A 26391-nucleotide genomic window follows, 5' to 3' on the forward strand; every position below is an offset into this window, starting at 1 on the left:
TCCCAACCGCCTTGGGATCGGTTAGTCAAATGACACGGCAATTTCACGGCGGACCCTATGCGCAAAATCTTCTCGGCCATTTTGGTATCAACACTTGTTCTGACCGGCTGTGCGACAGTGCGCGAAAGCCGGGTCAATCCGTTTAACTGGTTCGGCTCTGCCCGCTCTGAACCCATTGCCCGCACCGAGGTCAGCACCAACCCGCTGATCCCGCAATCCTCGGGCCTGTTCTCGCGTGGACGTCAGACAGAGGTGATTTATCCCGGTCGGCCTTTCGATCAGGTGACCGACCTGACGATTGAACGTATTCCCGGCGGTGCCATCATCCGCGCAACCGGGCTGGCAGCACGGCAAGGCATCTACGACGTGCAACTGACACCAGCACATCCAGAAGAGCTTCCTGTGGATGGCGTTCTAACGTACCGTCTTGAGGGGATCGAGCCCGGCAAGAACACGGCCGTTGGCGCTGCACCCACACGCGAAGTTATCGCGGGGCGCAAGCTGACCGATCAGATGCTGGCAGGTGTTCGGGTGATCCGCGTCGAAGGGCAACGCAACGCGCTGACGTCTCGCCGCTAAGATTTACACTCTATTAACAAAGGGTTGAGCGTTAAAGCTCAACCACCTTCACGGACGCGCCGACCGCCGTCAATGCGATTTTTCCATCGCACAAAAGCAGTGCATCGTCACCAAAGACTTCGCGCCGCCACCCCTTGAGCGCGGGCACATCACGCAGACCACCCGCAATCGCGTCCAGATCAGCAGCGGGTGCAATCAGCTTGGCCGCGACCCCCGCACTTTCTGTTTTCGCCTTAAGCAACACCCGCAATAGATCGGCCAGTGCGGGATTCACCTGCAGCTTGTCACGGCTGCGATCCGGTTGCGGCTGATCAGATGCAGGGCAGTTCACGCCAGCGGCCACCGCTTTTAAAATGCCTTCGGCAATCTCGCCTTTACGCGCATCCCGCAGCAGCAGTCGCGCGCGGCCCAGTTCCTCGTGGTTTTTTGGCTTGTTGCTGGCCAGCTCGACCAGCGCATCATCCTTGTAAACGCGGCTGCGTGGGATGTTCCGGGTCTGGGCGTATTCCTCGCGAAAGGCGGCCAGTTCGCGCACGATTGCCAAGAACTTTGATGAATTTGTCCGCGTCTTGACCCGCTTCCACGCGTCCCGCGGGGCGGTCGTATATGTATCGGGGCTGGTCAACGTCTCCAGCTCTTCTGCGACCCACCGCGCACGGCCGGTTTTCTCCAACTGGTCAGACAGGAATTCATAGACCTGCCGCAGGTGCGTCACATCTGCCAACGCATATTTGGCCTGCGCCTCGCTTAGCGGGCGGCGCGACCAATCGGTAAAGCGCGAGGTCTTGTCGACAGCCTGATGCGCGATTTTGCGCACGAGGGTCTCGTAACCGACCTGTTCGCCAAAGCCGCACACCATCGCCGCGACTTGCGTATCAAACAACGGCTCGGGAAAGACGCCTGCATCAACGAAGAATATCTCAAGATCTTGGCGCGCAGCGTGGAAAACCTTGACTACCGAGGTATCGCGAAACAGCGTATAAAGCGGTTCAAGCGACATGTCCCCGGCCAACGGATCAACCAGCACGGCGTTGGAATCGTCCGTACCCGGCATCGCCAGCTGGATCAGGCAAAGTTTCGAATAATAGGTCCGTTCCCGCAAAAATTCGGTGTCAACGGTCACATAATCATGCTTCGCAGCTTCTAGGCAAAACGCCTCAAGCGCGTCAGTTGTGGTAATTGTTTTCATATCAGTACTTTGACCAGAGCTGTGCCAACAGGCAATGTGTAATCGGAACAAGACAGGTCAAAAAACCTGATCGTTAACTATCGAGGGTTAAAAGGCTGCGATCGCCAGCAGCAAAGCGCCGTAATACCGCCGGATACAAGCGGTGCTCTTGGACCAAAACACGCTTGGCCAGATCATCGGCGGTGTCGCCTTCCAAAACTGGCACCCGCGCCTGCCCCAAAATAGGACCATCATCCAAGGCAGCTGTCACTTCGTGTACCGTACAACCATGAACCTTGTCCCCGGCCTCAAGCGCGCGCGCGTGGGTGTGCAACCCCTTGTAAAGCGGCAACAAAGACGGGTGAATATTGATCATGCGCCCCGCCCAGGCATCGGTGAATCCCGCGGTCAGTTTACGCATAAAACCCGCAAGGCAGATGATATCGGGCGCATGGGCGGCGAGGCGTGATGACAGTTCGGCCTCGAACGCCGCGCGGTCCCCCTGAAACGGTTTGTGATCAACGACTTCGGTGGCGATACCACGGGCCTTGGCCCACGCGATACCGCCCGCATCAGCCACATTCGACACGACAACACAGGGCCGCGCCGGGTGGCCGCCGGTCATATCCTCGACCAGCGCGCGCATGTTAGAGCCGCCACCAGATAGAAAAATCGCGACCCGTTTGGTCACAGCAATTGGCCCGTGTATTCGACCCCGGCACCCGTCGTGACATGCCCCATCGGATAGACGGTTTCGCCCGCATCGCTCAGCAGTTTTTGCAGCGCATCGGCCTGATCCGCTGCCACGACCAAAATCATGCCCACACCGCAGTTAAAGGTCTTGAGCATCTCGGTCTGAGACATATCACCAATCTGCGCCATCCATTTGAAAACACCGGGCAAATCCCATGCGTCCAGATTGATGTCAGCGCCCAGATCATCGGGCAGAACGCGCGGCAGGTTTTCGGTCAGGCCGCCGCCGGTGATATGGGCCAGCGCGTGTACACCGCCTGCACGCACCGCTTGTAAGGCCGGTTTCACATAAAGCCGCGTGGGCGTGAGCAGCACCTCGCCCAGCGTGCCATCGGCCCATGGGCAATCGGCATCCCAACCAAGGCCGGACATCGCCACCAGCTTGCGCACAAGGCTGTAGCCGTTGGAATGCACGCCATCGCTGGCAAGGCCCAGCAACACATCGCCTGCGGCAACACCGCTTGGCAGGTCTGTACCGCGTTCCATCGCACCGACAGAAAAGCCTGCAAGGTCAAAATCACCGTCGGAATACATGCCGGGCATCTCGGCAGTCTCGCCGCCAATCAATGCGCAGCCAGATCCTTCGCAACCGCGCGCGATCCCTTCGATGATACGGGCGGCCTCTTCGGTTTCCAGCTTGCCCGTGGCAAAATAGTCTAGGAAAAACAGCGGCTCTGCGCCCTGACACACCAGATCGTTGACACACATTGCCACCAGATCGACACCGACGCCGTCAACATTGCCGGTATCAATGGCGATCCGCAGCTTGGTGCCGACACCATCCGTGGCCGCAACAAGGATCGGATCGGTGTACCCTGCCCCTTTAAGGTCGAACAATGCGCCAAACCCACCCAAGCCAGACATCACACCGGGGCGTTTGGTCCGCTTGGCTGCTGGTTTTATCCGTTCCACCAACGCGTTGCCCGCATCAATATCCACCCCTGCATCCGCATAGGTGATTCCGTTTTTGGAGTTGGTCATCGTCGGGCCCCGCCGCTTATTGCCTATGCGAAAGCGGGTTACATCACCGCGCGCGGGCGCGCAATGCAAGACACGTCTGAGTTCGCGTTCTTGGTCTTGACGCGCTGCCCCGGCCCGCTTACGAAACCGCCATGGCGGGCCTGTAGCTCAACTGGTTAGAGCAGAGCGCTCATAACGCTTTGGTTGCGGGTTCAAGTCCTGCCGGGCCTACCACCTTTCCGCCAAATCGCTGCGTTCAATAGACGGCCATGTGAGCCGATTGAAGGCTGAAAGCTCCATAATTCATCGCGAATCATAGGTGACGTGTAAAACTGCGCATGCAAACGCTGTGTGGTTGAAAGCCCTTATTTCGCCGCATATTTGTCCAAAATGCACGCAAAATTCTAGCATGGGTTGTGTTAAATTCCACCTCAAATTGGCTGAAACCAAGCCCCAACAACCCAATACGTTAATAGTTTATTAACCATTTGACGTACGGCGCGCAGTCGGTAGATTTCTTTACCAACCAGCAATCTGGTTATTTACGAAAATTGTTCTTTCGATTTCCTTACCACTGTAGGTAGCTCAATGTTTTTTTCAATGTATCGCGCGTTAGCGCATTTTCCCTGTTATCTGGGTTTTCACCGCTGGCGCGACAGCCACGTGATGCCCCAAAAAATCTGCAGATCATGCAAACGGCGGAGCGGTCATATTATTTGACGCCGCCCTAGACCCCGGGGCGCATGTCCCGGACATTCAAGACGGTTGCTGGCCGTATTTCAGAGCCAGCAACCGAAGACATCAGCCCATCATCAGGACTTCGCCAAAGCTGTCGCGCAGGTTACGCTTTAGCACTTTGCCCGTCGCGTTGCGCGGCAGCACATCGGTAAACACCACGCGGTCAGGAATTTGCCATTTCGCGATCTTGCCGTCGAACACCGCCAGAATTTCTTCTTCTGTCGGCTCCTGCCCTTCGGCCTTAACCGCGATCAGGATCGGGCGTTCGTCCCATTTTTCATGACGGGCGCCGATGACGGCGGCATCTGACAGCTTGGGGTGCGAAATCGCGATGTTTTCCAGCTCAACCGAGCTGATCCATTCGCCGCCCGACTTGATGATATCCTTGGACCGGTCGCGGATCGTGACATAGCCATCCGCATCCATCGTCGCGACATCGCCCGTGTCAAACCAACCATCCTTGGTCAGGGTTTCCTCACGGGTTTTGCGGAAATATGCATCCAGAATCCAGAACCCCTTGGTGACCAGATCACCTTGGGTTTGCCCATCATGGGGGACGGGATTGCCATCCTCATCCATGATCTCAAGCTCCACACCGTAGACGGGCCGCCCTTGGTTTTCGCGCAGCTTGTGCTGGTCGGCCTCAGGCAGGTCCAGATGCTTGGCTAAGGGTTGGTTGATACTGCCCACAGGCGACATTTCGGTCATGCCCCACGCATGAATCGTCTCAACCCCGTATTTTTCGCGGAAGGCTGTCATCATCGACGGCGGGCATGCCGAGCCGCCGACGACCGTGCGCTTGAGGCTGCTCAGGGACGAGCCGATTTTGTCGGCCTCGCCCAGCAGACCCAGCCAGATCGTCGGCACACCAAGTGCCAGCGTGATTTTGTATTTGTCGATCAAGCCCACCAGCGACGGGCCATCCAGACCCGGCCCCGGCATCACCATACGCGCACCGACCATGGCGCAGGCATAAGGCGCGCCCCATGCGTTGACGTGGAACATCGGTACAACCGGCAGCACGACCTCTTTGGCGGAAATCGCGATGCTGTCGGCAAGGTTAATGCCAAAGCTGTGCAAGACGGTCGAGCGGTGGGAATAAAGCACGCCCTTGGGGTTGCCCGTTGTGCCAGACGTATAACACAGGCTGGAGGCCGTGTTTTCATCCAACTCAGGCCAGTCGAATTCGGGATCACCGCTGGCGATCAGATCATCATAGAACTTGAGGCCGGGGATTTGTTTGGCGGCCTCAGCATCGGTGCCTTCCATCAGCACGATGTGGTCCAGATGCTCAAGCTTGTCCCTGATCGCCGCGATCAACGGCACGAAAGTCTTGTCGATGAACAGCACCTTATCTTCGGCGTGGTTCAGGATATAAACCAGCTGTTCGGGGAACAGGCGCGGGTTGATCGTGTGACAGACAAAGCCGCCACCGGACGCACCAAAGTAAATCTCAAGGTGCCGACGGTTGTTCCATGCGATGGTACCGCAGCGCGCCTGTGGTTCCAGACCAAGGTTCGTCAGTGCCGATGCCAAGGCGCGCGAATTCCGGCCCACTTGGCCCCAAGTGGTTTCCTCGACCCCGCCGCCGGTATTGACCGAATAGATTTCGCCCGTCCCGTGATAGCGCTGCGCGTGTTCGATCAGGCTAGAGATCGTTAGCGACTTATTCATCATTTGGCCAAGCATGGCGCTTCCTCCCGATTTTGGTTTGGCCACACATTTACCAATCCAACCGGGTCTTGCAAGCGAACACACACATGATTACGCAGGGTGAATGAAACTTGTTTACCATTCGCCACTTAGCGCAGATCAGCAACGTGACGCCGGTCTGATCGACCCACAACCCTTGGCGATGGCCGATCAAGTGCGGTATTCCGATCTGGACACCAACAACCACGTCAACAACTGCACCTACTTTGAATGGTTCGAACGCCTGCGCATCAGATACACGCAGACACTAGTGGAACAGGGGTTGATGGATGCCCCCGGGCCCCGCGTCGTGATCCGGTCAGGGTCGATCCGGTATTTGCATGAATTGCTAGAGCGTGAAGATTACATTGTGACCTGCCGCTGCACCGGGTTTCGCAACACATCCTATAGCATCAGCCAGCAAATCTGGGTCGACGGGCAATTGCGCGCGACCTTTGATTGTGTGCTGGTATTGCTGAAAAAGGACGGGTCAGGCCGCTATCCCCTGCCCGACCGTCTGAAAAGCCATTTTGAAGCCCACGACAAAGCCACCGCAGAAACCTGACCAGCACCTGAAAGGCACTTGAGATGACTGTGACCACACGCCCGATCGCCCCCGCAGACCGCGCCGCTTGGGAAGGTCTGTTTGCCGGATACGCCGCATTCTACAAGGTCGATCAAACGGCCCAGATGCGGGACACCGTGTTTGGTTGGCTGATGGATGACACCCACAGCAGCAATTGCATCGTCGCCGAAGATGCGACGGGCACGCTGATCGGGTTCACCCATTTCCGGCCCTTTGTCAGCCAGTTGCGCGCCAACACAAATTGTTTTTTGGACGACCTGTTTGTTGATCCCGCCGCGCGCGGATCAGGGGCCGCGCAATCCTTGATCGGGGCGGTGAAAACCGTGGCCCAAGACAAGGGCTGGGGCACCGTGCGCTGGATCACTGCCGAAGACAACTATCGCGGCCGGGGCGTTTATGACAAACTGGCCACGCGCACGCCTTGGGTCACCTACGACATCAAGCTGTAAGCCCGAACACGAAAGACAGTGCCATGACCTTTCTGCAAATCACCTCGCTTTTGATCGTCATGGCCGGGGGGTTCGGGGCGATAAACTATCTGTTCCTGAAACTGCCTTCCTCCATCGGTATTCTGGTGGTGGCGCTGATCGCATCCTTTGGATTGCTTGGGGTCGATCTGGTGCTGCCCAGCTTGGGCATCGCGGATTCTGTACGCGGCGTTGTCACCGGCATCGATTTTTCCGAGGCGCTGCTAGAAGGCATGTTGGGCTTGCTGCTGTTCGCCGGTGCCTTGCATGTCAAAACCTCGGATCTGCGGCGCGAATGGGTGATTGTGGCGCTGATGGCAACGCTGGGTGTTGCGCTGTCGACCACCATCGTGGGCGTTGGGTTTTCGTGGTTAACAGGCATGCCCTTGCTGACGGCGCTGGTGTTTGGCGCGTTGATATCGCCGACTGATCCGGTTGCGGTCTTGGGGGTTCTGCGCGAGGCGGATCTGCCCAAATCGCTGGAGACCAAGATCGCGGGCGAAAGCCTGTTCAATGACGGCGTCGGCTATGTGGTTTTCCTGATTTTGGTGGGTCTGGCCTATCCGATGGCAGGTGATCACGGATCGGATGGAAACGCCGTGGTGGCCGCAGGGCAGCTGTTCTTGCAAGAGGCTGTTGGCGGTGCTGTTCTGGGGCTGGTCCTCGGCGGGTTGACGTTTCGCGTGATGCGCCGGATTGACGACTATTCGCTCGAGGTTTTGTTGACCCTCGGCCTCGCATTTGGCGGTTATGAGCTGGCTGTGGCGCTGCATGTGTCGGCCCCGATCATGGCCGTGTGTGCGGGCCTTTTGATTGGCGATGTGGGTGCGGCGCGCGGCATGTCCGAGGAAACCCGCCGCTATGTCGAGGCATTCTGGAAACTGATCGACGAGATTTTGAACGCCGTGCTGTTCTTGATGATCGGGTTCGAGGTATTCGCCATCGCCTTTAACGGGGACCTGTTCCTGACGGGGATGGCCGCGATCATCTTAGCCCTGCTGGGCCGCTTGGTCGCCGTTGCCGTGCCTATCGCAATCTTGCGCCCGTTCCGCGACTTTAACCAAGGGGTGATCCCGATCATGACATGGGGTGGATTGAAGGGCGGGATTTCCGTCGCTTTGGCGCTGTCACTGCCCGATGGGGAATGGAAGCCCCTGATCCTGACCTGCACCTATATCGTTGTGGTGTTTTCGATCATTGTCCAAGGGCTGACAGTCGCCAGATTGGCCAACCGGGTCGGGCGGCATCCGGACTTGGTATAGATTTTTTGTAAGGTGAATGAGGGGCGCTGCCCCTCAAACTCCCCGGAGTTTATTTGGCAAAATGAAACAGATTAAGGGATTAGTCTGCGTGTTTTGCGATGAAGGCGATGAGGCCAGCGGTTGATCCGTCTTTGTCGGTGGCGGGTTCTGAGCCGTCGACAATAGGTTGCAGAGATGTCGCGAGTTCCTTGCCCAGTTCAACCCCCCATTGATCGAAAGAGTTGATGCCCAAAATCACCCCTTCGACAAAGACGCGGTGTTCGTAGAGCGCGATGATCTGGCCCAGCGTGAACGGATCGAGCAGCGGATAGCTGAGGGTTGTGGATGGGCGGTTGCCGGGAAACACGCGGTGGCGCGCCTGACGGTCAAGTTCCGCCCCTGTCAGGCCTTTGGCCGCCATGATTTCAGATGCTTCTTGCAGGCTCCGCCCACGCATCAATGCCTCGGACTGGGCAAGGCAATTGGCGATCAGAAGTTTGTGGTGGTGGGCGAGATCGGGTTCATGGCCATTCGCAGCGATCAGGAATTCGCAAGGGATCACGCGGGTGCCTTGGTGAATCAGCTGGTAAAACGCGTGTTGGCCATTGGTGCCGGGCGCGCCCCAGACCACGGGGCCCGTGTTGAACGGCGCGGTGGGCCCATCCATCTGGGTGGTTTTGCCGTTCGATTCCATTTCAAGCTGTTGCAGGTAATCGGGCAATTGCCCGAGGCGTTGGTCATAGGGCAGCACGGCGCGGGTGGCGTAGCCGCAGATTTGGTTGTGCCATATCCCCACCAATGCCAGCAGCATCGGCAGGTTTTCATGGGGTGCAGCGGCGCAAAAATGGCGATCCATGGATTGCCCGCCACGCAGGAACGCGTGAAAGGCGCGTGGGCCGATGGCGATCATCAAGGACAGGCCAATCGGCCCCCAGACGGAATAACGCCCGCCAACCCAGTCTTCGAATCCGAAGACCTGCGCGGCGTTGATCCCGAAAGCATCGGTTTTGTCTTGTGCGGTGCTAAGCGCTGCGAATTGGCGCGCGGGATCGCCGCCATGTTCCGTCATCCAAGCGCGCGCCGTGCGGGCGTTGGTCATGGTCTCAATAGTCGTAAATGTCTTGGACGCGACAATCACCAGCGTGGTTTTCGCATCCAGCCCGCGCAGCGTATCAGCGATATGCGCGCCGTCGACGTTTGACACAAAATGGCAGCGCGGGCCGTCATGATAAGGCGACAACGCCTGCACGGCCATCGCGGGGCCAAGGTCAGAGCCGCCAATGCCGATATTCACCACATCGGTAATGTCGCTGGCGCGGATTTTGTCGGCAAAATCGCGCATCCGGTCCAGCGTGGCCAGAACATCCGGCATCACATCGACACCATCAACCATCACAGGACCACCGTCGAGATTGCGCAAGGCGGTGTGCAAAACAGCGCGGTCTTCGGTTTCGTTGATCTTTTCGCCCGCAAACATAGCATCACGGCGCGCCGGAACATCGGCGTCATCGATCAAGGCCAGCAAGGCATCCATCGTATCCGCGTCCAAGTTGGTCTTGGAGAAATCGAACAACATGTCGCCGGTTTGTGCGCTGAAGGTCGCGGCGCGGCGCGCATCATCGAACAGCGACAGGATCGACCGGTCTTTGACCGCTGCCTGCATCGCAATAAGGTCGTCGAATTTTGTCATGCTGCCCAATGGACTACCGCCTCTTGTAACACCGCGCCGATGGGGGCCTCGTGGGCTGGAAGGGTCAAGGCCCGCTGGACCGCTGCGCGTTTTTCATCGCCAAAGATAACCAGATGCGTCGACATGGCCCCCTCAAGCACGGGGCGGGAAAGGGTAATGCGGCCAATGTTTTGGCCCGCCACGTGAATGGGGCACACCGCAGGCGCATCATCGGCCATTGCCGCTGCCAAGCCATTGGATCCGGGGAAAAGCGAGGCCGTATGCATATCAGCGCCCATGCCCAAGACCAGCACCGAAAGCGGCAGATGCTGCGCGACAGTGTCAGATAGGCTTTCTGACGCCTCGGCCGCTGTCAGCCCGTCGATAAAAAACGGCGCGAACCCTGCCGCCGACGCGGGGCCAACCAACAGGCGTTGACGCAAAAGCCGCGCGTTCGACATCTCGTGATCGGGGGCAACCCAGCGTTCGTCAGTCAGCATCACCTGCACCCGCGCCCAGTCAATGCTCGCGGCACTTAGGCTGTCAAAAATCGGGCCAGGCGTTGTGCCACCGGGCACGGCCAGGCTGACGCTATCATGGGACAGCAGCGCATTTTTCAACTCGCCCGCCAGCATATTGGCCACATCGATCGCAAGTGCCTCGCGATCAGCATATTCAATCAGTTTCATATCGAAAGCTCCCGCCATTTTCGGCCGTCACGTCGCATCATTTCATTGGCATCCGTCGGGCCATCCGACCCGCTGTCATAAGGTTTTGGCACGTCATTGCGCGCCTCCCACCCTTGGATGATCGGATCGGTCCAGGCCCATGCGGCCTCAACCTCATCGCCGCGCATGAACAGGGTTTGGTTGCCACGGATCACATCCATGATCAGGCGCTCATAGGCATCCACATGTTCAGACCCGTCCGGCCCCAAGGCTTCGGCAAAGGTCATATCCAGCGGCACGTCGATCAGACGCATGCCGCCGGGGCCCGGTTCCTTGATCGTCACGCCCAGTGTGATCCCCTCGTTCGGTTGTAATCTGATTGACAGAACATTGCGGTGCCGGCCCGCATCTTCGGCAAAGATCGAATGCGGGGTTTCCTTGAACACGACCGTGATTTCAGACGACCGCGCAGCCATACGTTTGCCGGTGCGCAGGTAAAACGGCGTGCCTGCCCACCGCCAGTTGCTGATATGCGCCTTCAGCGCGACAAAGCTTTCGGTGCGCGAACGGGGATCTCCGACGGCGGTGCGATAGCCGGGGTGCTCTGTTTCGTTACACGGTTCCGCCTGATATTGCCCGCGCGAGATGTGATGCGGCAACACCGGATCCAACGCGCGGATCACCTTAAGCTTTTCATCACGCACCGCGTCAGGGTCAAACCGCGCAGGCGGTTCCATTGCGATCAAGCACAACAATTGCATCAGGTGGTTTTGCACCATATCGCGCATTGCACCGGATTTATCGTAATATTCGCCCCTGCCCCCGACGCCCACGGTTTCAGCCACAGTAATCTGGATGTGATCGACATATTGGCTGTTCCAAAGCGGCTCGAACAGCATGTTGCCGAAACGCACTGCCATCAGGTTTTGAACAGTTTCCTTGCCCAGATAATGATCGATCCGGTAAATCTGGCTTTCGTCGAAATACTTGGCCAGCGTGGCGTTCAAGGCGCGCGCGGTTTCCAGATCGCGTCCAAAGGGTTTTTCAACAACAATCCGGCTGCGTGCATCGGCCATGCCCCAATGCTGCAGCCGTTCCGCCAAATCACCGAACAGCGCAGGCGAGACCGAGAAATAATACGCTTCGACCCGGTCCGTTCCGGCCATCAGCTTTTGCAACGCTTCCCAGCCATCGGTGCCTTTTGCGTCGATGGTCACATATTCCAAGCTGGCCAAAAACGCCTCAAGCTGGCCCTTCTCATGCTCAAAATCCGCGTTGAACTCTGCAATCGCCTCGGCGATCATCTCGCGATAGCCATCGGCGTCCATATCCGTGCGCGCGGCACCGATAATGCGCGCGTTCTCGGGCATTTGACCGGAACAGAAACGGCGAAACAGGCCCGGCAGGATTTTACGGCGGGCCAGATCGCCGGTGCCGCCAAAAATCACCAAATCAAATGGATCGACCGGAATAACGCGTGAGACCATCGGGGCAACTCTCCTTGCTGCACGGGCGCAGCGCTTGGGCGTTTCAATCAATGTTAGCGCAAACATACAGATTTTGCCACGCTTCACAAGTATGTGCGAAAGAATACACAGGGTTTTATTGGTTTTACCATTCGCCTAGACAAAGAAACAACGCAAACCATCTAAGGGCGCAGTGTCGATGAAAGACTTTGCACAGGCAAACGCAGGTAAATTCGAAAACCCGTTGGTGACTGCCAAGGGCGAAGACCGCGCGACCGTCAGCCTGACCAACCCTCAAACATTGTGGTTTAATACCGGCACCTTGTGCAACATTGAATGCCTGAACTGCTATATCGCGTCCAGCCCGACCAATGATGCGCTGGTGTATATCACCGCCGATGAGGTGCGCGATTATCTGGGCCAGATCACCGCGCGCAATTGGCCCGTGACCGAGATCGCCTTTACCGGCGGTGAACCCTTTATGAACCCGCAGATGATCGACATCACCGAAGCCTCGCTTGAGGCGGGATATGATGTGCTGATTCTGACAAATGCGATGCGGCCCATGATGCGCAAATCGGTGTTGGCCGGCCTGACGCGGCTGAACGCGGCCTACCCCGGCAAGCTGACACTGCGCATTTCGGTCGATCACTACCGTGCCGATCTGCATGATGCCGAACGCGGCGCAGGCGCGCTGGAAAAGACCATCACCGGCATGACATGGCTGCGCGACAATGGCATTCGCATGGCCGTCGCGGGCCGGTCGATTTTCGGCGACAGCGACGAAGACAGCCGCGCGGGATATGGGGCGTTCTATGCCACCCACGGGTTTGACATTGACGCCTATGATCCCGGCATGACCGTGCTGTTCCCCGAGATGGATGAGAATGTAGAAGTACCAGAAATTACAACAGCTTGCTGGGGTATCTTAAACAAATCCCCCAATGCAATCATGTGCGCAAGTTCGCGCATGGTGGTCAAACGCAAGGGCGCGGAAAAACCCGCCGTTCTGGCCTGCACCTTGCTGCCCTACAGCCCCGAGTTTGAGCTGGGCAATAGCCTGGAAGAGGCCGAAAAAGACGTCGCCCTGAACCACCCGCATTGCGCCAAGTTCTGCGTTCTTGGCGGTGCCAGCTGTTCGGCCTGACCGCTAGGGCCGGATAATCACGGCGGTCTTTGGGTCCGCCTGTCCCGTGACCAAATCGTGATATGGGGCCTCTGACGCGGCAACGCCCTCGTAAACCGTCACATCCATCCAGCTCGACGCATCCGCGGCGATCCTTTTCCACGCGGCTGTGATCTGTTTTTCGATCTCGCCCGGGCCCCATTCAGCGCGCCGTTTGGCCACCTGCGAGGGGGCGAAAAAGAATTCGGGCTTGGGCCCGGACAGTTTTTGCGACGGGGCGAAATGATCCCAATGGCTAAGCCCCACGGCCGCCGAATGCTTAAGCGTATCACCCAAGTGATCATGCAGCGCGGCCTTCACCTCGGTATTGCCGGACATGTCCACATAGACCGACGGCACCTGTGCAATCTCGTCGATCTGGTCATAGGTCAGCACGCTGTCGCAGGCCCCTAACCCCTCGACAAAGGCTCGGTTTTTCGCCGAGGTCAGACCGACAATCTGATAAGCGCGGTCCGCCGGCTCGGCCAGATATTTGCACAGGCCCAGCCCGGTTTTCGACGATGCGCTGCCAATAATGATCTGATCTGCGCCGAAACACGCATTATCCTGCAGCCAGTCGAACAACAAAAATGAGGTGGCCAACAGCGGCTGTAAAATGGCCCGCAGATGATCGTCAGCATCACTGCCGGAACGCACGGGCGTGTATTGATTGTAGATCAACGGCAGTTTCGCCCGGTGTTCGGCAGCGTCGACAAATCCGCCCTGCGCGGACGCGGGCGTGATCACCACCTCATCTGCCATCGGATAGAACCCGTATAGGCGCGTGCCGACCTCCAAAACATCGCTACGGCTTTCGACGACCTTGGCCGTGCCCCAAACCGGCACGATCCCCCAACCCTCTGTGCCACTTGGGAAAAACTGCCAATATCCGATATCAAATCCCGCCGCCGCATAGGTGACATTGTTCGAGGTCAACGCATAGCTTTCCAACGCAAGACGTGTCTGACCCGGCTCTAGCGGCGCGCTGTCCACCTCTTCTGCCCGTGTCTCTGCTATGGATGTTTGATTAACCAAAATGCGCTGCATGATCTGCCCCTCCCGATGGCGTTTGGCCACATCCTAGCCCCGTTTTCGCGGTATTCGGAAATCGTATTAAATTGACGTTACGCCACGCGAAAAAGGGCATAATTAATCGCGCATGTTTTCAACACCTTAGCCGATCTGCCAGATTCAAATGGACCCAGAAAGCCCGCAGGCATTGCACCCTATATACGCCATCTGCTATACAAAACCCCAAGATATAGAACCAGCAAGAGCTAGGCAGATTACGTGAACGACACGCCAGAAACCCCTGAAAACGATGACAAACTCCCGGCAGAGCGCCCCGTTTATGATGGCCCATCGGTCACCATCGAACACGAGATGCGCACATCCTATCTGGATTATGCCATGTCGGTCATCGTCAGCCGCGCCATTCCTGACCTGCGGGACGGCCTAAAACCTGTTCACCGCCGCATCATCTATTCGATGTATGAAAAAGGCATTACCCACGACAAAACCTATCGTAAATCTGCGAAATCCGTGGGCGATGTGATGGGTTCCTACCACCCGCACGGCGACAGCGCGATTTATGACGCTTTGGTACGCATGGCGCAGGATTTCTCGATGTCATTGCCGTTGGTTGACGGTCAGGGCAACTTTGGCTCCATGGATGGCGATAGCGCGGCCGCGATGCGTTATACTGAATCGCGGCTGGACAAGGTCGCGTCGTTCATGACCAGCGATCTTGACAAAGAAACCGTTAATTTCATCGACAACTACGATGGCAAGGAACGTGAACCCACTGTTTTGCCAGCACGTTTCCCGAACATGCTGGTGAACGGCGCTGGCGGTATTGCTGTTGGTATGGCGACCAACATTCCGCCGCATAACTTGGGCGAAGTAATCGATGCCTGTCAGGCACTGATCGAAAACCCCGATCTCACCTCCGAAGACCTGATCGAATACATCCCCGGCCCCGATTTCCCCACAGGCGGCATTATGCTGGGCCGCGCCGGTGCGCGCAAAGCGTATCTTGAGGGCCGCGGTAGCGTCATCATGCGTGCCAAAACCCGCGTTGAAGAGATCCGCAAGGACCGCTTTGCCATCGTCATCGACGAGATCTGCTATCAGGTGAATAAATCCACCATGATCGAAAAGATCGCCGAGCAGGTGCGCGAGAAAAAGATCGAAGGCATTGCCCATGTTCAAGACGAATCCGACCGCAACGGTGTGCGCGTCGTGATCGAACTGAAACGCGATGCGACGGCCGAAGTCGTGATGAACCAGCTTTACCGGTTTACCCCGATGCAGACCTATTTCGGCTGTAACATGCTGGCGCTGAACGGTGGCCGCCCCGAACAGCTGACCCTGCGCAAGTTCTTGACCTACTTCATTGATTTCCGCGAAGACGTGGTTGCCCGCCGCACAGCATTCTTGCTGCGCAAGGCCCGTGAACGCAGCCATATCCTGTGTGGTTTGGCTGTTGCCGTTACCAATATCGACGAAATCGTCGCGACCATCCGGTCTTCTGCCGACGCCGCCGAAGCACGTGAAAAGCTGATGACGCGCCGTTGGCCCGCTGAAGCGATCTTGCCTTACATCGCGCTGATCGATGATCCGACCCATACCGCCAACGACGATGGCACCTATAACCTCTCCGAGGCGCAAGCCCGCGCCATTCTGGAACTGCGCTTGCAGCGCCTGACCCAGATAGGTGTCAAGGAAGTCACAGACGAGTTGGAAGAGCTGGCCAAGAAGATCAAGGAGTACCTTGAGATTTTGGGCAGCCGTGAACGTATCATGGGCATCATCTCGGACGAATTGGCCGAGGTGAAAGACCAGTTTGCCGTGCCGCGCCGCACCGAGATCGTCGATTGGTCCGGTGACATGGACGACGAAGACCTGATCGCGCGCGAAGACATGGTCGTGACCGTCACATCCGGCGGCTATATCAAACGCACACCTTTGGTGGATTTCCGCAGCCAACGCCGTGGTGGCAAAGGCGTGTCGGGCATGCAGACCAAAGAAGAAGACGTGGTTACGACGCTTTTCGTCGCCAATACCCACACGCAGCTGTTGTTCTTTACGACCGACGGCATGGTTTACAAGCTCAAGACCTGGCGCCTGCCACAAGGCAGCCGCACATCAAAGGGCAAGGCAATCGTCAACATCCTGCCGATCCCTGTCGGTGTGTCGATCGCGGCGATTATGCCCGTCGATCGGGACGAGGCCGAATGGGACGACTTGCAAGTGGTCTTTGCCACCTCAGCAGGAACCGTGCGCCGCAACAAGCTGTCCGATTTCACCAACGTCATGCGCAACGGCAAGATCGCGATGAAATTCGAGGACGATCACGCCAACACCACGCTCATTAATGCGCGGATTGCGTCGAATGATGACGATGTGATGCTGGTGACCAATTCGGGCCGTGCGATCCGTTTCCCTGCCACTGATGTGCGCGTTTTCAACAGCCGCGCGTCGGTTGGTGTGCGGGGCATCAAGCTGAACGGCGATGACAAGGTGGTTTCCATGTCAATCATCCGCCACTTTGATGCAACGTCGGATGAACGGTCCGCCTATCTAAAGATGCGCCGCGCAATGGCCGGTCTGGCCGATGATGTAGATGCGCCCGCCGATGATGAAGACGTCAGCGCAAACGCGACAATCAGCCCGGACCGCTATGCCGAGATGTCAGCCGCCGAAAACCTGTTGCTGACCATCACCGAAAAAGGTGCCGGAAAACTGTCGTCCAGCCATGACTATCCGGTACGTGGTCGCGGCGGCTTGGGCGTGACAGCGATGGACAAGGCGATGCGCGGTGGCGAGATCGTGGCGTCCTTCCCGGTGGAACTGGACGACCAGATCATGCTGGCAACGTCCAAGGGGCAATCCATCCGGGTGCCCGTCGAGGGCATCTCATTCCGCTCGCGCAGCGCCGGTGGGGTGAAGGTGTTTGATACCGGTAAGGGCGAGGTCGTCGTCAGTGTCGCCTGGATTGCAGATCAGGGTGATGACGATGCAATCGATGGCGAGGTTTCCGAGGAAACCTGATACGGTAACCGCCCACGCCCAACGTAAAAAGGCCCGCCTAGTGTAATGCTAGGCGGGCCTTCTGATTATGTACTGAAAGCGTTTGAAATATCCCGACCACGGCACCCAAACGAAAAAAGCGCCCCCGAAGGGACGCTTTCGTAACCGCTACAAAACTAATGCCGAAGCTTAGTTTGTTGTAGTTGTCGAGTTTGCGTCGTCGTTGCTGGCTGCAACGCCAGCAAAAACAGCTACCGAAATAAGGGCTGCTGCGGCACCAGCAACACCAACGCCGCCAAAGCCAGCACCAAGAGCTGGGCTCGTTTGTGCGGAAGCCGCGCTTGTTGTCAAAAGAAGGGCGGTTGCGACTGCTGTCAAACGTTTCATTCTATAATCTCCAAATTGCAAAGTGGTATATTCGATTAATTTGCACAATTTCCTAACGATAGCAAATCAATTCTCGCGAATAAGAGCACCCTAGGGTAGAAAACTACTCTAGAGTACTCTTTAACGTCAGATGCAGTGAAATCGCCCTATGGCGTGCTCAACAGCCCTATGGCGTGCTCAACAGAAAACTAGTCGGTGGTTGTTGTTGAGTTGGTATCGTCGTTGCCTGCAACAACTGCTGCAGTTATGCCAAGGGCAGCCGCCCCAATAGCGATGCTAGTTGCGGCAATGCCCCCGAAAGCGCCACTTATGCCACCAAGAGTAGCAGCAGAAACAGCAACAGTACTACCAGCAGCAATACTACCACCAGCAGCCGCAGCACCACCAGCGCCACCAACAAGCGCCTGCGCATATGCTGTGCCGGCTGTACCGACTGTCAAAATAAGGGCTGCTGCAATTGTTGTTAAACGTGACATTTGTATACTCTCCAACTAATTAAAATACATAACAGGGACTTCGTTACACAACTTTGTTACCACAGCAAATATTTTTTCCTATCTGACTGATTTTGCAATCAGAGGCTGTACAACCCACTGAATTTTATGGTCAAATATGTCAGCAATGGGGCCTCGCTTGGCGCTGAACCTGTCGCGCGGGTGATCAGATCTTTGGGTTGATACAGCCCCCCGTGGCTTTGCACATTTTGCCGCAACCACGCTGTCGCCGCGCTCGTGTCGCCCCCTGTCAGGTGACTGTCCAGCTCGGGAACATCCTTGCGCAAAGCCTCGTTCAGGCACCCCGCATAGACATTGCCCAAGGAATAGGTCGGGAAATACCCGAAAAGCCCGACGGACCAATGCACATCCTGCAACACGCCGTTTGACGGTTTGTCCACCTCAAAGCCGAAATCAGCCTTAAAGCGGTCATTCCAAGCGGCTTCCAGATCATCGACCTGCAAATCGCCGCCCATCAAGGCCCGCTCAAGATCAAAGCGCATCAAAACGTGAAGGTTGTATTGCAACTCGTCCGCTTCGGTGCGGATGTGGCCATCGGACACCCGGTTCACGATGCGATAGAATGTATCCTCATCCGCGACGCCAAAATCGCCAAAGGCATCTTTCATCTGGCCAAACAACCATCCGGTAAACGCACGGCTGCGGCCCAGCTGGTTCTCGTAGATCCGGCTTTGGCTTTCATGAACCCCCATCGACACCCCTGCCCCCAAAGGCGTCAGAAGATAGGCGCGGTCGATTCCCTGCTCATAGCAAGCATGGCCGACCTCGTGGATGGTGGAATAAAAGCAGTTGAACGGGTCCGTCTCGTTGGTGCGCGTGGTGATCCGCACATCAAGGCCCGAACCGCTTGAAAACGGATGCACGGCCTTGTCGACGCGGCCCATGCTCATGTCATAACCAAAGGTCTTTGCCAATTGCCGGGTCAGCTTCATCTGCGCAGATTCGTCGAACTTGCCTTGCAGCGTGGGCGGGGCCTCTGCACTGCGGACCGCTTCGCGCAGGCGAGTCAGTTCAGGGCGTAGCGCGCCAAACATCGCCTCAAGTTCGGCCCCCGTGGCACCAGGCTCATAGTCATCCAGCATCGCATCATAGATATCGCCGCCAGCCGCCAGCGCCATGCCCTCCTCACGCTTCAACGTGATCACCTCGGACAGGGTCGGTGCGAACGCCTTGAAATCATCCGCTTCGCGCGCCTCGGCCCAAATACCCTGTGCCTCGGACGTGATCCGCGCAAGACGTGCGGCCAGCGCAGCGGGTACTTTGCTGGCCCGCGCGTGGGACCGCCGGATATGACGCAACTGCGCGCTGCCAGCGTCGTCCAAATGGCCCTCATCGATCATCTCAAGCCAGCCAGCGATACGTGGATCAACACGGCGCGCGTGCAGCACGCCTTCAACGGCGGCCATTTCTTCACCACGTTGCGCAGCCGCCCCGCGCGGCATCATGGTTTCCTGATCCCACCCCAAACGGCCTGCAATCTGGGCCAACGCCTCAGTCTCGCGTTGAAACGCCATCAGATCGTCAAAAGCACTCATTGTGTTTTTCCTCTTAGGGAAGTTGGAATGGGATAGCCACTTAGGAACCGCGCCCGCAGGATAAACACCCACAAGATGACAGCCAGCACCTGATGCCAGATGGCGATGTGTACGGGGGCCGCGTTCAGAACGGTCACAATGCCCAGCACGACCTGCCCCGCCATCGCCAGCATCATCAGATTAAAAGCATTGCGTGTTTTGGGATGCGCAGATTTGCGCCCGCGCAGCCAAACGACAACGGCAAAGGCAAACAGCAAATAGCCGGCCATGCGATGCATGAACTGCACAAGGCCCGGGTTTTCAAAGAAATTGCGCCAGACAGGCGCGATGTTAAACGCATCAGGCGGAAAGAACTGCCCCTGCATCAGCGGCCAATCCACGAAATACCGACCCGCATCAATGCCCGCGACCAAGGCGCCCAGTAAGATCTGTAGAAACGCAAAGTGAAGCACCCCTGTCGACATGCCGAAAAGCTTACTTTCCTTGGCGCGGCGCGCCTGCATCAGGTCCTTTTCCGGACGGCCCAGCATCAATGCATACCAGGTGATGAACCCAAGGATCACAAAGGCCAGCCCCAGATGCGTGGCAAGCCGGTAGCTGGCCACATCCAAAACAGCCCCGCCCGTGCTAACGCCCGACGATACCATCCACCAACCGATCGCGCCCTGCAGACCACCTAGCCCGCCAAGCAACAACAAACGTCCCGTCCAACCGGTGGGGATTTGACGCCGCAGCAAGAACCAAAGAAACCCGATCGCCCAAACCAAACCAATCACACGGCCCAACTGGCGATGGCCCCATTCCCACCAGTAAATCAGTTTAAAATCGCCCAGCTCCATCCAGGAATTCTGAACCCTAAACTCATCAATCTCTTGGTATTTCGCGAATTCCGACTGCCAATCCGCTTCGTTCAGCGGTGGCATCGCCCCGGTAAAAGGTTTCCATTCGGTGATGCTAAGCCCGCTGTCGGTCAGCCGGGTCAATCCGCCGACCGCGATCATCACAAAGACCAACGCGAATAATATGAACAGCCAGACGCGGATCGCGCCACGTGCGCCGCCCCGGCCCCGATCAATCACACCGGTTTGTGCAACAGGGCGGGCGGCTTGTGCATCGCCCACTTCCTCAAAAAGCTTACGTTTCTCGGCCATGGTGCCTCTTGTCTGCTAGGTTTGATGCAGAAATAGGTCACGCAGGCGCAAAGGTCTAGCCGCGCTCTTTCCAGCGTACCATCTGTCGCAGGGTACCGTGCAAGGTTTGCACATCGGCGCGGGTCAACGGCAGGCGCGACCACATGTTGCGCAGGTTAACCTTCATGCTGGCGGCCTTGTGCTCGGGATAGAAAAACCCCGCCACATCCAGACGCTCTTCGAAATGCCGCGCCAGATGTTCGATCTCGCTATTATCCGCCCAATCCGTGCCTGCCATCTCGACCTGCTCGGGAATGATATTCGCTTGGGCGCGCATCCATTCATAGCCCATCAACAACACACATTGCGCCAGATTAAGCGATGCAAACTGCGGGTTCACAGGAACAGATACAATCGCATTGGCCCGCGCGATATCCTCATTCTCCAGCCCCGCGCGCTCTGGCCCGAACATCACGGCAACCCTCTGGCCTTGGGCAATCAGCTCGGCCGCCTTGGCCATTGCCGCCTCGGGGCTGTAAACTGGCTTGGTCAGATCCCGGTCCCGCGCCGTGGTGGCAAACACAAATGCCGCATCCCCCAACGAACCGGCCAAATCGTCATAAACAACCGCCTCGTCCAGCAAACGCCCTGCCCCCGATGCCATGGCCACAGCCGACGGGTTCGGCCAGCCATCGCGCGGTGCGACAATGCGCATCCGGTCCAAACCGAAATTCCACATGGCGCGCGCGGCAGCACCGATATTCTCGCCCATTTGCGGACGCACCAACACAAATGCCGGTATTTTGGGGTTCTCTACAGTATCATTCATGCCTGCCTCTTACCCGCGCGGCAGCCCTCTCACAAGAACGCGCCGTATTTCCAAATGGTAAAAAATCCTCGCCGAAGGCATAAAAGTTTTTCTTTCTCTGCGCGATCCGTTAATTGGCACCAACACAGCAAAGGACCGCTTGTCATGAATACGCCCGAACAGCCGCAGCTTTATCTGATCACCCCCCCCGCGTTTGAGCTGGAAACCTTCCCCCAGACATTGGCCCGCGTTCTAGACAGCCAGTCCATCGCCTGTGTGCGTCTCGCCCTCAGTGCCCGCGACGAAGATGTGGTGCTGCGCGCTGCTGACGCCCTGCGCGAGATTACCGATGCCCGCGACGTCGCCCTGGTGATCGCAGACCATACCTTGCTGGCCGAACGCATCGGCTTGGACGGTGTGCACCTGACCGACGCCGCGCGGTCCGTCCGCCATGCCCGCAAGACGCTGGGCGATGACGCGATTGTGGGCAGCTACTGCGCAGGGTCGCGCCATGACGGCATGGCCGCCGGTGAAGCCGGCGCAGATTATGTCAGCTTTGGCCCCGTCCGCCCCAGTGCGCTGGACGACGGATCACATGCCGAGCTGGACCTGTTCAAATGGTGGTCCGAAGTGATCGAAGTACCCTGCGTGGCCGAAGGTGGCCTGGACGAGGACCTGATCCGCACCCTTAGCCCCTTCACCGATTTCTTTGGCATCGGTGATGAAATCTGGGCATCAGATGATCCGGCACAGGCCTTGGCGACCCTCGTCGCTGCGATGGCCTAAGATCAGGCGGGTGTTATAAAAACACCCGCTCGATGAACCAATAGGCCCCCACGGCCGCGATCCCGACAGACGCCGGGATCGCCACAAAGCGCCGATAGGCGTCTGCCGTTTGTCGAAACTGGACCGATAGGAAACAGGCGGTAAAGACCAACGCCAGCGGTACCAAGAACAACGGCACAGGTGCTTCGAGTGCGGCGGCAACACCCGGCATCGGCACAAAACACAGCACCAACGCGGCAACGGCCAACCCGGCATAAAGCCGCTTGGCCCCGTCTGCGCCACCCTCGCCCCGCGCTACGCGCAAGGCTTGCCACACGCAGAGCGCCATAATCGCAATGACCGTCAGCTGGCCAATCTCGACCCCGATGTTAAAGCCGATCAACGCGGGCACAAACTGATCGCTCGGCAGGCCAAATTCGCCCAGAACCGATGCAAAGCCCAGCCCATGCAGCAATCCGAAACCGAAAATTACAAAAGGCCGCCAAGGGTTTAACCCCGAGGTAAAGATATTCTCGACCGCGACATAGACTATCGAGGCGGCGATCAAAGGCTCGACAATCGACCCCGGTACCGTCACCAGCCCAAGCGCCCCAAGCGCCAGCGTGACGGTATGCGCCGCGGTAAAGGCCGATACTTGCCAGATCAGCGGCTTTAGGTGCGTAGACAAAAAGAAAAGCCCCAGCACGAACAGGATATGATCCAGCCCCTTGGGCAAAATGTGGTCAAAGCCGACGGGGATATAGGTCAGAAACGCCTGCCACGCGGTTTCCTGCCCGCCGCCTGCCAGTTCGATCTCGGGGCTTTGCGAACCGCCCTCCAGATACCCAGTGTAAGGTTCATCGACACCCTGCTGGCGCAGGACCATCGCGCCGGATCCGGCAGGCCATGCCACCACCACACCGCGTGCGCCCAAAGGCACCTGCCCTTGCAGCACCCATTCTGAAATGCGCGGCAATTCGGCGTTCACATCTTCGGGAACGGTGACGGACACTGTTGTCAGGTTTACGGCATCCCCGTCGGCGCGCAGCAAGGGCGCGGCGTTCCAAGTGGCAAGCAATTCGGGCACCCGAGCGGCGATCAGGTCGGCGGGCAAGGCGCGCAGGCTGTCATAATCGCCTGCATTTTCAGCATCATTGGTGTCCTCGACCGCATCCAGATCAATGCCCGACATCAACGCCTCAAGGTTCACGCGCAGCACCAGATCGGCGACACCCTCTGCCACGGTCAAATCTGCGATGGTCGGAACAACCTCATGGGCGCGGGCCATACCGGTTACCGCACTTGACAAAAGTACCACGTAAGCCAGCTTTAGAATGACCGCATATAAGGTGTTTTTCATGTTTTTGTCCCGTCTCGCACTTGTAATCTCGCTTGGTTTGGCCGCGCTGCCTGCCAGTGCCCATGAATACTGGCTTGAAGCACCAGTATATCAAGTACAGCCCGGCGCGGAATTGACAACCAACATTAAGAACGGCCAGCTTTTCGAGGGCACGAACCTTGCGTATTTCGCAAACCGTACCGACCGTTTCGACCTGAGCTTTGAGGGGGGCACCCTGCCTGTTCAGGGCCGCATGGGCGATTCACCGGCCTTGCAGATCACAGCCCCCCCAAGGGACGGCCTGCTGATCGTGGCGCACGAGGCATCGCCATCCTCGCTCACCTATAAAGACTGGGAGACTTTCGTCGGCTTTACCAAACACAAGGATTTCAAAACCGCCTTGGCTGAGCATCTGGCCGCGGGCTATCCCCAAGACAAGGTACGCGAACGCTATACGCGCCACTCCAAAGCGCTGATTGCGATTGGCGACGGCCGTGGCAGTGATCGCGAACTGGGCCTTGCTACCGAATTTACCGCGCTGACCAACCCGTATGACGCGGATTTCGACGGGATGATGACGGTCGCATTGACCTATCAAGGGGCCCCGCGCCCAGACGTGCAGATCGAAGTCTATGAAAAATCAGCCGAGATTAAGCCCATCGTCACCGTGTACCGCAGTGACGATCAGGGGCACCTGACCTTTCCGGTGTCACCCGGCATGACCTATCTGGTGGATTCCGTGGTCCTGCGCCCGGCCCCAGATGCGGGTCAAACTGACAAAAGCCCGCATTGGGAAAGCCTTTGGGCCTCGCTTACCTTTGCGGTGCCGAATTAATCCGCGCAATCTTGGCGCATCAATCGCCTAACCGGGCTTGCGCCCCGGCGCAGGTCTGGGCAGAACGGGCGCTATGACAAATACACCAGATATACTCTGCATCGGATCGGTCCTGTGGGACATCATCGGGCGCGCTGAAACACAAATGCGGCTGGGGTCGGACATGCCCGGCCGTATCACACGGCTGCCCGGCGGCGTTGCCCTGAACATCGCGATGGCGCTGGCCCGGTTCGGCCTGTCGCCTGCGCTGATCAGCGCCGTGGGCCGCGACCCCGAAGGCGACGAGTTGATTGCAGCCTGCCAATTGCGTGGCTTGAACACCAATTTTGTGTACCGATCAGATGACCTGCCCACCGACCGATACATGGCGATCGAGGGCACCAATGGCCTGATCGCCGCCATCGCGGATGCCCACTCGCTCGAGGCCGCTGGCAGCAAGATCCTGCGCCCCTTTGCCGATGGATCGCTGCCCTCGCCCTATCGCGGAACGGTCGCCCTTGATGGCAACCTGACCCTTGATCTGCTGGCCGAAATGGCCCGCAGCCCGCTGCTGACCGAGGCAGATTTGCGTGTAGCCCCCGCCAGCCCCGGCAAGGCGATGCGCCTAAGCCCCTTTATCCAAGCCAAACGTGGTACGCTTTATGTGAACCTCGAAGAGGCCGGGCTGCTGTGCCAAACTGCCTTTGATACCTCGCGCGATGCGGCTGCGGCCTTGCTTGAACGCGGGGCCGTGCGGGCTGTCGTCACGGATGGCGGCAATCCTGCGACTGTGGGCCAAGCAAGCGGCCTGATCACCCAAACCCCGCCCGCCGTTTCTGTCACCCGTGTGACGGGCGCTGGCGACACCTTTATGGCGGCCCATATCGCGGCTGAGATCCACGGCGCTGCGGCGGATACTGCCCTGACCCAAGCCCTTGCTGCTGCTGCACAATATGTTTCCGGAGAAACCAAAATATGATCACGCTACACCGCTCTCAAGAAGTTGCCACCGCCCATAGCAAAGGCACCCCGATTGTGGCGCTTGAAAGCACAATCATTACCCATGGTATGCCCTATCCCCAAAACCTCGAGGTCGCCCGCCAGGTCGAGGCGGACGTGCGCGCCGCCGGGGCAACCCCTGCCACAATCGCGGTGATCGACGGCCAGCTTCATATCGGGCTTGAGGATGCGCAACTGAGCCAACTGGCCCAAGCCAAAGGCGTCGCCAAACTGTCGCGCGCCGATATGGCCGCCTGCATCGCGACCGGCGGCACGGGTGCCACCACCGTTGCCGCCACGATGATCGCCGCGCATCTGGCAGGCATCGCCGTCTTCGCAACAGGCGGCATCGGCGGCGTGCATAAAGGGGCCGAGGACACGTTCGACATCTCTGCCGATTTGCTTGAGCTGGCCCAAACCCCCGTCACGGTGGTTGCCGCCGGGGCCAAGGCGATCTTGGATGTGGCAAAGACCCTTGAGGTGCTGGAAACCCAAGGCGTGCCGGTCATCACCGTCGGCCAAGACAGCTTTCCCGCGTTCTGGAGCAGCACCTCGCCGCTAAAATCACCCTTGCGCATGGACGACCCTGCGCAAATCGCTGCGGCCCACGGCATGCGTGCGCAACTGGGTCTGCCCGGCGGTCAACTGGTTGCCAATCCGATCCCAGCAGCCGATGAAATCGCCGCAGCCGAGCTGGCCCCGATCATCGCCACCGCCCAAAGCGACGCAATCGCCCACGGGATCAGCGGTAAATCCGTCACGCCCTATCTGCTTCAGCGGATATTTGAGCTTACCAAGGGGCGTTCGCTGACCGCAAATATCGCGCTGGTGCGCAATAATGCCCGTTTGGCGTCCAAAATTGCGGCTGAACTGGCCTCAAACAGCAATTGAAGCCCAAATTTTATGCGCACTCCA

The 26391-nt window shown here is 58.1% G+C and carries 24 protein-coding genes and 1 tRNA gene; 11 read left to right on the forward strand and 14 right to left on the reverse strand.

All coding sequences use genetic code 11. The features are described from left to right. The first annotated feature begins 57 nt into the window (after nt 1-57). Nucleotides 58-579, forward strand: coding sequence for a hypothetical protein (locus tag AADJ11_RS14875; protein ID WP_341235299.1), 522 nt, complete (start codon nt 58-60; stop codon nt 577-579). 31 nt (nt 580-610) lie between these two features. Here the strand turns inward: AADJ11_RS14875 and rnd are convergent, their stop codons facing one another. The 3 genes from rnd to purM form a co-directional block, all read right to left on the reverse strand. Beyond that, on the reverse strand, nt 611-1768 hold the full coding sequence (gene rnd / locus AADJ11_RS14880; RefSeq protein ID WP_341235300.1) for a ribonuclease D: 1158 nt from the start codon (nt 1766-1768) through the stop codon (nt 611-613). A gap of 73 nt (nt 1769-1841) precedes the next feature. Continuing rightward, on the reverse strand, nt 1842-2438 hold the full coding sequence (purN, locus tag AADJ11_RS14885; protein ID WP_341235301.1) for a phosphoribosylglycinamide formyltransferase: 597 nt from the start codon (nt 2436-2438) through the stop codon (nt 1842-1844). After that, nucleotides 2435-3481, reverse strand: coding sequence for a phosphoribosylformylglycinamidine cyclo-ligase (gene purM / locus AADJ11_RS14890; RefSeq protein WP_341235302.1), 1047 nt, complete (start codon nt 3479-3481; stop codon nt 2435-2437). Before purM ends, purN begins: the two co-directional genes overlap by 4 nt. A 136-nt stretch (nt 3482-3617) precedes the next feature. Between purM and AADJ11_RS14895 the strand changes: the two genes are divergently transcribed. Next, nucleotides 3618-3694 (forward strand) — tRNA-Ile (locus tag AADJ11_RS14895). Between the two features lie 567 nt (nt 3695-4261). Here AADJ11_RS14895 and AADJ11_RS14900 read toward each other — a convergent pair. Beyond that, nucleotides 4262-5887, reverse strand: coding sequence for a long-chain fatty acid--CoA ligase (locus tag AADJ11_RS14900; RefSeq protein ID WP_341235303.1), 1626 nt, complete (start codon nt 5885-5887; stop codon nt 4262-4264). Between the two features lie 88 nt (nt 5888-5975). Between AADJ11_RS14900 and AADJ11_RS14905 the strand changes: the two genes are divergently transcribed. The 3 genes from AADJ11_RS14905 to AADJ11_RS14915 are packed head-to-tail and all read left to right on the forward strand — an operon-like array spanning nt 5976 to nt 8205. Beyond that, the gene (locus tag AADJ11_RS14905; RefSeq protein WP_341235304.1) at nt 5976-6455 is read left to right on the forward strand and encodes an acyl-CoA thioesterase; all 480 of its coding nucleotides are present in this window, start codon (nt 5976-5978) and stop codon (nt 6453-6455) included. Nucleotides 6456-6478: 23 nt separating this feature from the next. Further along, the gene (locus AADJ11_RS14910; protein ID WP_341235305.1) at nt 6479-6925 is read left to right on the forward strand and encodes a GNAT family N-acetyltransferase; all 447 of its coding nucleotides are present in this window, start codon (nt 6479-6481) and stop codon (nt 6923-6925) included. A 23-nt stretch (nt 6926-6948) separates the two neighbouring features. Then, nucleotides 6949-8205 carry a sodium:proton antiporter gene (locus tag AADJ11_RS14915; protein WP_341235306.1) on the forward strand — a complete coding sequence of 419 codons (1257 nt, stop codon included), beginning with the start codon at nt 6949-6951 and terminating at the stop codon, nt 8203-8205. 79 nt (nt 8206-8284) lie between these two features. Here AADJ11_RS14915 and pgi read toward each other — a convergent pair whose 3' ends face one another. From pgi to zwf, 3 genes are read right to left on the reverse strand one after another with little or no spacing between them, the layout of a single operon-like run. Then, the gene (gene pgi / locus AADJ11_RS14920) at nt 8285-9874 is read right to left on the reverse strand and encodes a glucose-6-phosphate isomerase (protein WP_341235307.1); all 1590 of its coding nucleotides are present in this window, start codon (nt 9872-9874) and stop codon (nt 8285-8287) included. After that, the gene (gene pgl / locus AADJ11_RS14925) at nt 9871-10542 is read right to left on the reverse strand and encodes a 6-phosphogluconolactonase (protein WP_341235308.1); all 672 of its coding nucleotides are present in this window, start codon (nt 10540-10542) and stop codon (nt 9871-9873) included. Before pgl ends, pgi begins: the two co-directional genes overlap by 4 nt. Then, on the reverse strand, nt 10539-12008 hold the full coding sequence (gene zwf, locus AADJ11_RS14930) for a glucose-6-phosphate dehydrogenase (RefSeq protein ID WP_341235309.1): 1470 nt from the start codon (nt 12006-12008) through the stop codon (nt 10539-10541). The genes pgl and zwf overlap by 4 nt, the downstream gene beginning before the upstream one ends. A gap of 178 nt (nt 12009-12186) precedes the next feature. Here zwf and AADJ11_RS14935 point away from each other — a divergent pair, with 178 nt between their 5' ends. Next, nucleotides 12187-13134: a radical SAM protein gene (locus AADJ11_RS14935; protein ID WP_341235310.1), complete on the forward strand. Its 948-nt coding sequence runs from the start codon at nt 12187-12189 to the stop codon at nt 13132-13134. 3 nt (nt 13135-13137) lie between these two features. On the opposite strand, the gene AADJ11_RS14940 is transcribed toward AADJ11_RS14935, so the two are convergent. Continuing rightward, nucleotides 13138-14199, reverse strand: coding sequence for a DUF2855 family protein (locus tag AADJ11_RS14940; protein ID WP_341235311.1), 1062 nt, complete (start codon nt 14197-14199; stop codon nt 13138-13140). A 243-nt stretch (nt 14200-14442) separates the two neighbouring features. Here AADJ11_RS14940 and gyrA point away from each other — a divergent pair, with 243 nt between their 5' ends. After that, nucleotides 14443-17205, forward strand: coding sequence for a DNA gyrase subunit A (gene gyrA / locus AADJ11_RS14945; protein WP_341235312.1), 2763 nt, complete (start codon nt 14443-14445; stop codon nt 17203-17205). Between the two features lie 168 nt (nt 17206-17373). Here gyrA and AADJ11_RS14950 read toward each other — a convergent pair whose 3' ends face one another. The 5 genes from AADJ11_RS14950 to AADJ11_RS14970 form a co-directional block, all read right to left on the reverse strand. Continuing rightward, nucleotides 17374-17571, reverse strand: coding sequence for a hypothetical protein (locus AADJ11_RS14950; RefSeq protein WP_341235313.1), 198 nt, complete (start codon nt 17569-17571; stop codon nt 17374-17376). A 188-nt stretch (nt 17572-17759) separates the two neighbouring features. Beyond that, entirely contained in the window at nt 17760-18047 is a 288-nt protein-coding gene (locus AADJ11_RS14955; protein WP_341235314.1) for a hypothetical protein, read from the reverse strand. Nucleotides 18048-18145: 98 nt separating this feature from the next. Next, nucleotides 18146-19621 carry a carboxypeptidase M32 gene (locus AADJ11_RS14960; RefSeq protein WP_341235315.1) on the reverse strand — a complete coding sequence of 492 codons (1476 nt, stop codon included), beginning with the start codon at nt 19619-19621 and terminating at the stop codon, nt 18146-18148. Then, nucleotides 19618-20772 carry a heme A synthase gene (gene ctaA, locus AADJ11_RS14965; RefSeq protein ID WP_341235316.1) on the reverse strand — a complete coding sequence of 385 codons (1155 nt, stop codon included), beginning with the start codon at nt 20770-20772 and terminating at the stop codon, nt 19618-19620. The genes AADJ11_RS14960 and ctaA overlap by 4 nt, the downstream gene beginning before the upstream one ends. 55 nt (nt 20773-20827) lie before the next feature. After that, on the reverse strand, nt 20828-21580 hold the full coding sequence (locus AADJ11_RS14970) for an RNA methyltransferase (protein ID WP_341235317.1): 753 nt from the start codon (nt 21578-21580) through the stop codon (nt 20828-20830). Nucleotides 21581-21724: 144 nt separating this feature from the next. On the opposite strand from AADJ11_RS14970, the gene AADJ11_RS14975 reads away from it, so the two are divergent. Further along, a complete protein-coding gene (locus tag AADJ11_RS14975; RefSeq protein ID WP_341235318.1) occupies nt 21725-22345 on the forward strand; it encodes a thiamine phosphate synthase in 621 nt (206 codons plus the stop codon). A gap of 13 nt (nt 22346-22358) precedes the next feature. Here AADJ11_RS14975 and AADJ11_RS14980 read toward each other — a convergent pair whose 3' ends face one another. Further along, entirely contained in the window at nt 22359-23684 is a 1326-nt protein-coding gene (locus tag AADJ11_RS14980) for a HupE/UreJ family protein (RefSeq protein WP_341235319.1), read from the reverse strand. On the opposite strand from AADJ11_RS14980, the gene AADJ11_RS14985 reads away from it, so the two are divergent. The 3 genes from AADJ11_RS14985 (at nt 23683) to AADJ11_RS14995 (ending at nt 26367) form a co-directional block, all read left to right on the forward strand. Further along, nucleotides 23683-24498: a DUF4198 domain-containing protein gene (locus AADJ11_RS14985; protein ID WP_341235320.1), complete on the forward strand. Its 816-nt coding sequence runs from the start codon at nt 23683-23685 to the stop codon at nt 24496-24498. The genes AADJ11_RS14980 and AADJ11_RS14985 overlap by 2 nt on opposite strands. 73 nt (nt 24499-24571) lie before the next feature. Beyond that, nucleotides 24572-25456, forward strand: a complete 885-nt coding sequence (locus AADJ11_RS14990; RefSeq protein ID WP_341235321.1) for a PfkB family carbohydrate kinase — start codon at nt 24572-24574, stop codon at nt 25454-25456. Then, on the forward strand, nt 25453-26367 hold the full coding sequence (locus AADJ11_RS14995) for a pseudouridine-5'-phosphate glycosidase (RefSeq protein ID WP_341235322.1): 915 nt from the start codon (nt 25453-25455) through the stop codon (nt 26365-26367). The genes AADJ11_RS14990 and AADJ11_RS14995 overlap by 4 nt, the downstream gene beginning before the upstream one ends. Nucleotides 26368-26391: the final 24 nt, after the last annotated feature.

Source organism: uncultured Sulfitobacter sp. (assembly GCF_964021855.1).
GTDB lineage: Bacteria > Pseudomonadota > Alphaproteobacteria > Rhodobacterales > Rhodobacteraceae > Sulfitobacter.

Bases quoted from the DNA above. Each gene is read 5' to 3' on its own strand.
- AADJ11_RS14940 (WP_341235311.1), bottom strand. From the start codon at position 14,199: ATGCAGCGCATTTTGGTTAATCAAACATCCATAGCAGAGACACGGGCA.
- AADJ11_RS14900 (WP_341235303.1), bottom strand. From the start codon at position 5,887: ATGCTTGGCCAAATGATGAATAAGTCGCTAACGATCTCTAGCCTGATC.
- rnd (WP_341235300.1), bottom strand. From the start codon at position 1,768: ATGAAAACAATTACCACAACTGACGCGCTTGAGGCGTTTTGCCTAGAA.
- pgi (WP_341235307.1), bottom strand. From the start codon at position 9,874: ATGACAAAATTCGACGACCTTATTGCGATGCAGGCAGCGGTCAAAGAC.
- AADJ11_RS14980 (WP_341235319.1), bottom strand. From the start codon at position 23,684: ATGAAAAACACCTTATATGCGGTCATTCTAAAGCTGGCTTACGTGGTA.
- zwf (WP_341235309.1), bottom strand. From the start codon at position 12,008: ATGGTCTCACGCGTTATTCCGGTCGATCCATTTGATTTGGTGATTTTT.
- AADJ11_RS14950 (WP_341235313.1), bottom strand. From the start codon at position 17,571: ATGAAACGTTTGACAGCAGTCGCAACCGCCCTTCTTTTGACAACAAGC.
- AADJ11_RS14990 (WP_341235321.1), top strand. From the start codon at position 24,572: ATGACAAATACACCAGATATACTCTGCATCGGATCGGTCCTGTGGGAC.
- AADJ11_RS14985 (WP_341235320.1), top strand. From the start codon at position 23,683: ATGTTTTTGTCCCGTCTCGCACTTGTAATCTCGCTTGGTTTGGCCGCG.
- AADJ11_RS14875 (WP_341235299.1), top strand. From the start codon at position 58: ATGCGCAAAATCTTCTCGGCCATTTTGGTATCAACACTTGTTCTGACC.
- AADJ11_RS14910 (WP_341235305.1), top strand. From the start codon at position 6,479: ATGACTGTGACCACACGCCCGATCGCCCCCGCAGACCGCGCCGCTTGG.
- purM (WP_341235302.1), bottom strand. From the start codon at position 3,481: ATGACCAACTCCAAAAACGGAATCACCTATGCGGATGCAGGGGTGGAT.
- AADJ11_RS14960 (WP_341235315.1), bottom strand. From the start codon at position 19,621: ATGAGTGCTTTTGACGATCTGATGGCGTTTCAACGCGAGACTGAGGCG.
- AADJ11_RS14905 (WP_341235304.1), top strand. From the start codon at position 5,976: ATGAAACTTGTTTACCATTCGCCACTTAGCGCAGATCAGCAACGTGAC.
- AADJ11_RS14915 (WP_341235306.1), top strand. From the start codon at position 6,949: ATGACCTTTCTGCAAATCACCTCGCTTTTGATCGTCATGGCCGGGGGG.
- pgl (WP_341235308.1), bottom strand. From the start codon at position 10,542: ATGAAACTGATTGAATATGCTGATCGCGAGGCACTTGCGATCGATGTG.
- AADJ11_RS14955 (WP_341235314.1), bottom strand. From the start codon at position 18,047: ATGTCACGTTTAACAACAATTGCAGCAGCCCTTATTTTGACAGTCGGT.
- AADJ11_RS14970 (WP_341235317.1), bottom strand. From the start codon at position 21,580: ATGAATGATACTGTAGAGAACCCCAAAATACCGGCATTTGTGTTGGTG.
- ctaA (WP_341235316.1), bottom strand. From the start codon at position 20,772: ATGGCCGAGAAACGTAAGCTTTTTGAGGAAGTGGGCGATGCACAAGCC.
- AADJ11_RS14975 (WP_341235318.1), top strand. From the start codon at position 21,725: ATGAATACGCCCGAACAGCCGCAGCTTTATCTGATCACCCCCCCCGCG.
- AADJ11_RS14935 (WP_341235310.1), top strand. From the start codon at position 12,187: ATGAAAGACTTTGCACAGGCAAACGCAGGTAAATTCGAAAACCCGTTG.
- AADJ11_RS14995 (WP_341235322.1), top strand. From the start codon at position 25,453: ATGATCACGCTACACCGCTCTCAAGAAGTTGCCACCGCCCATAGCAAA.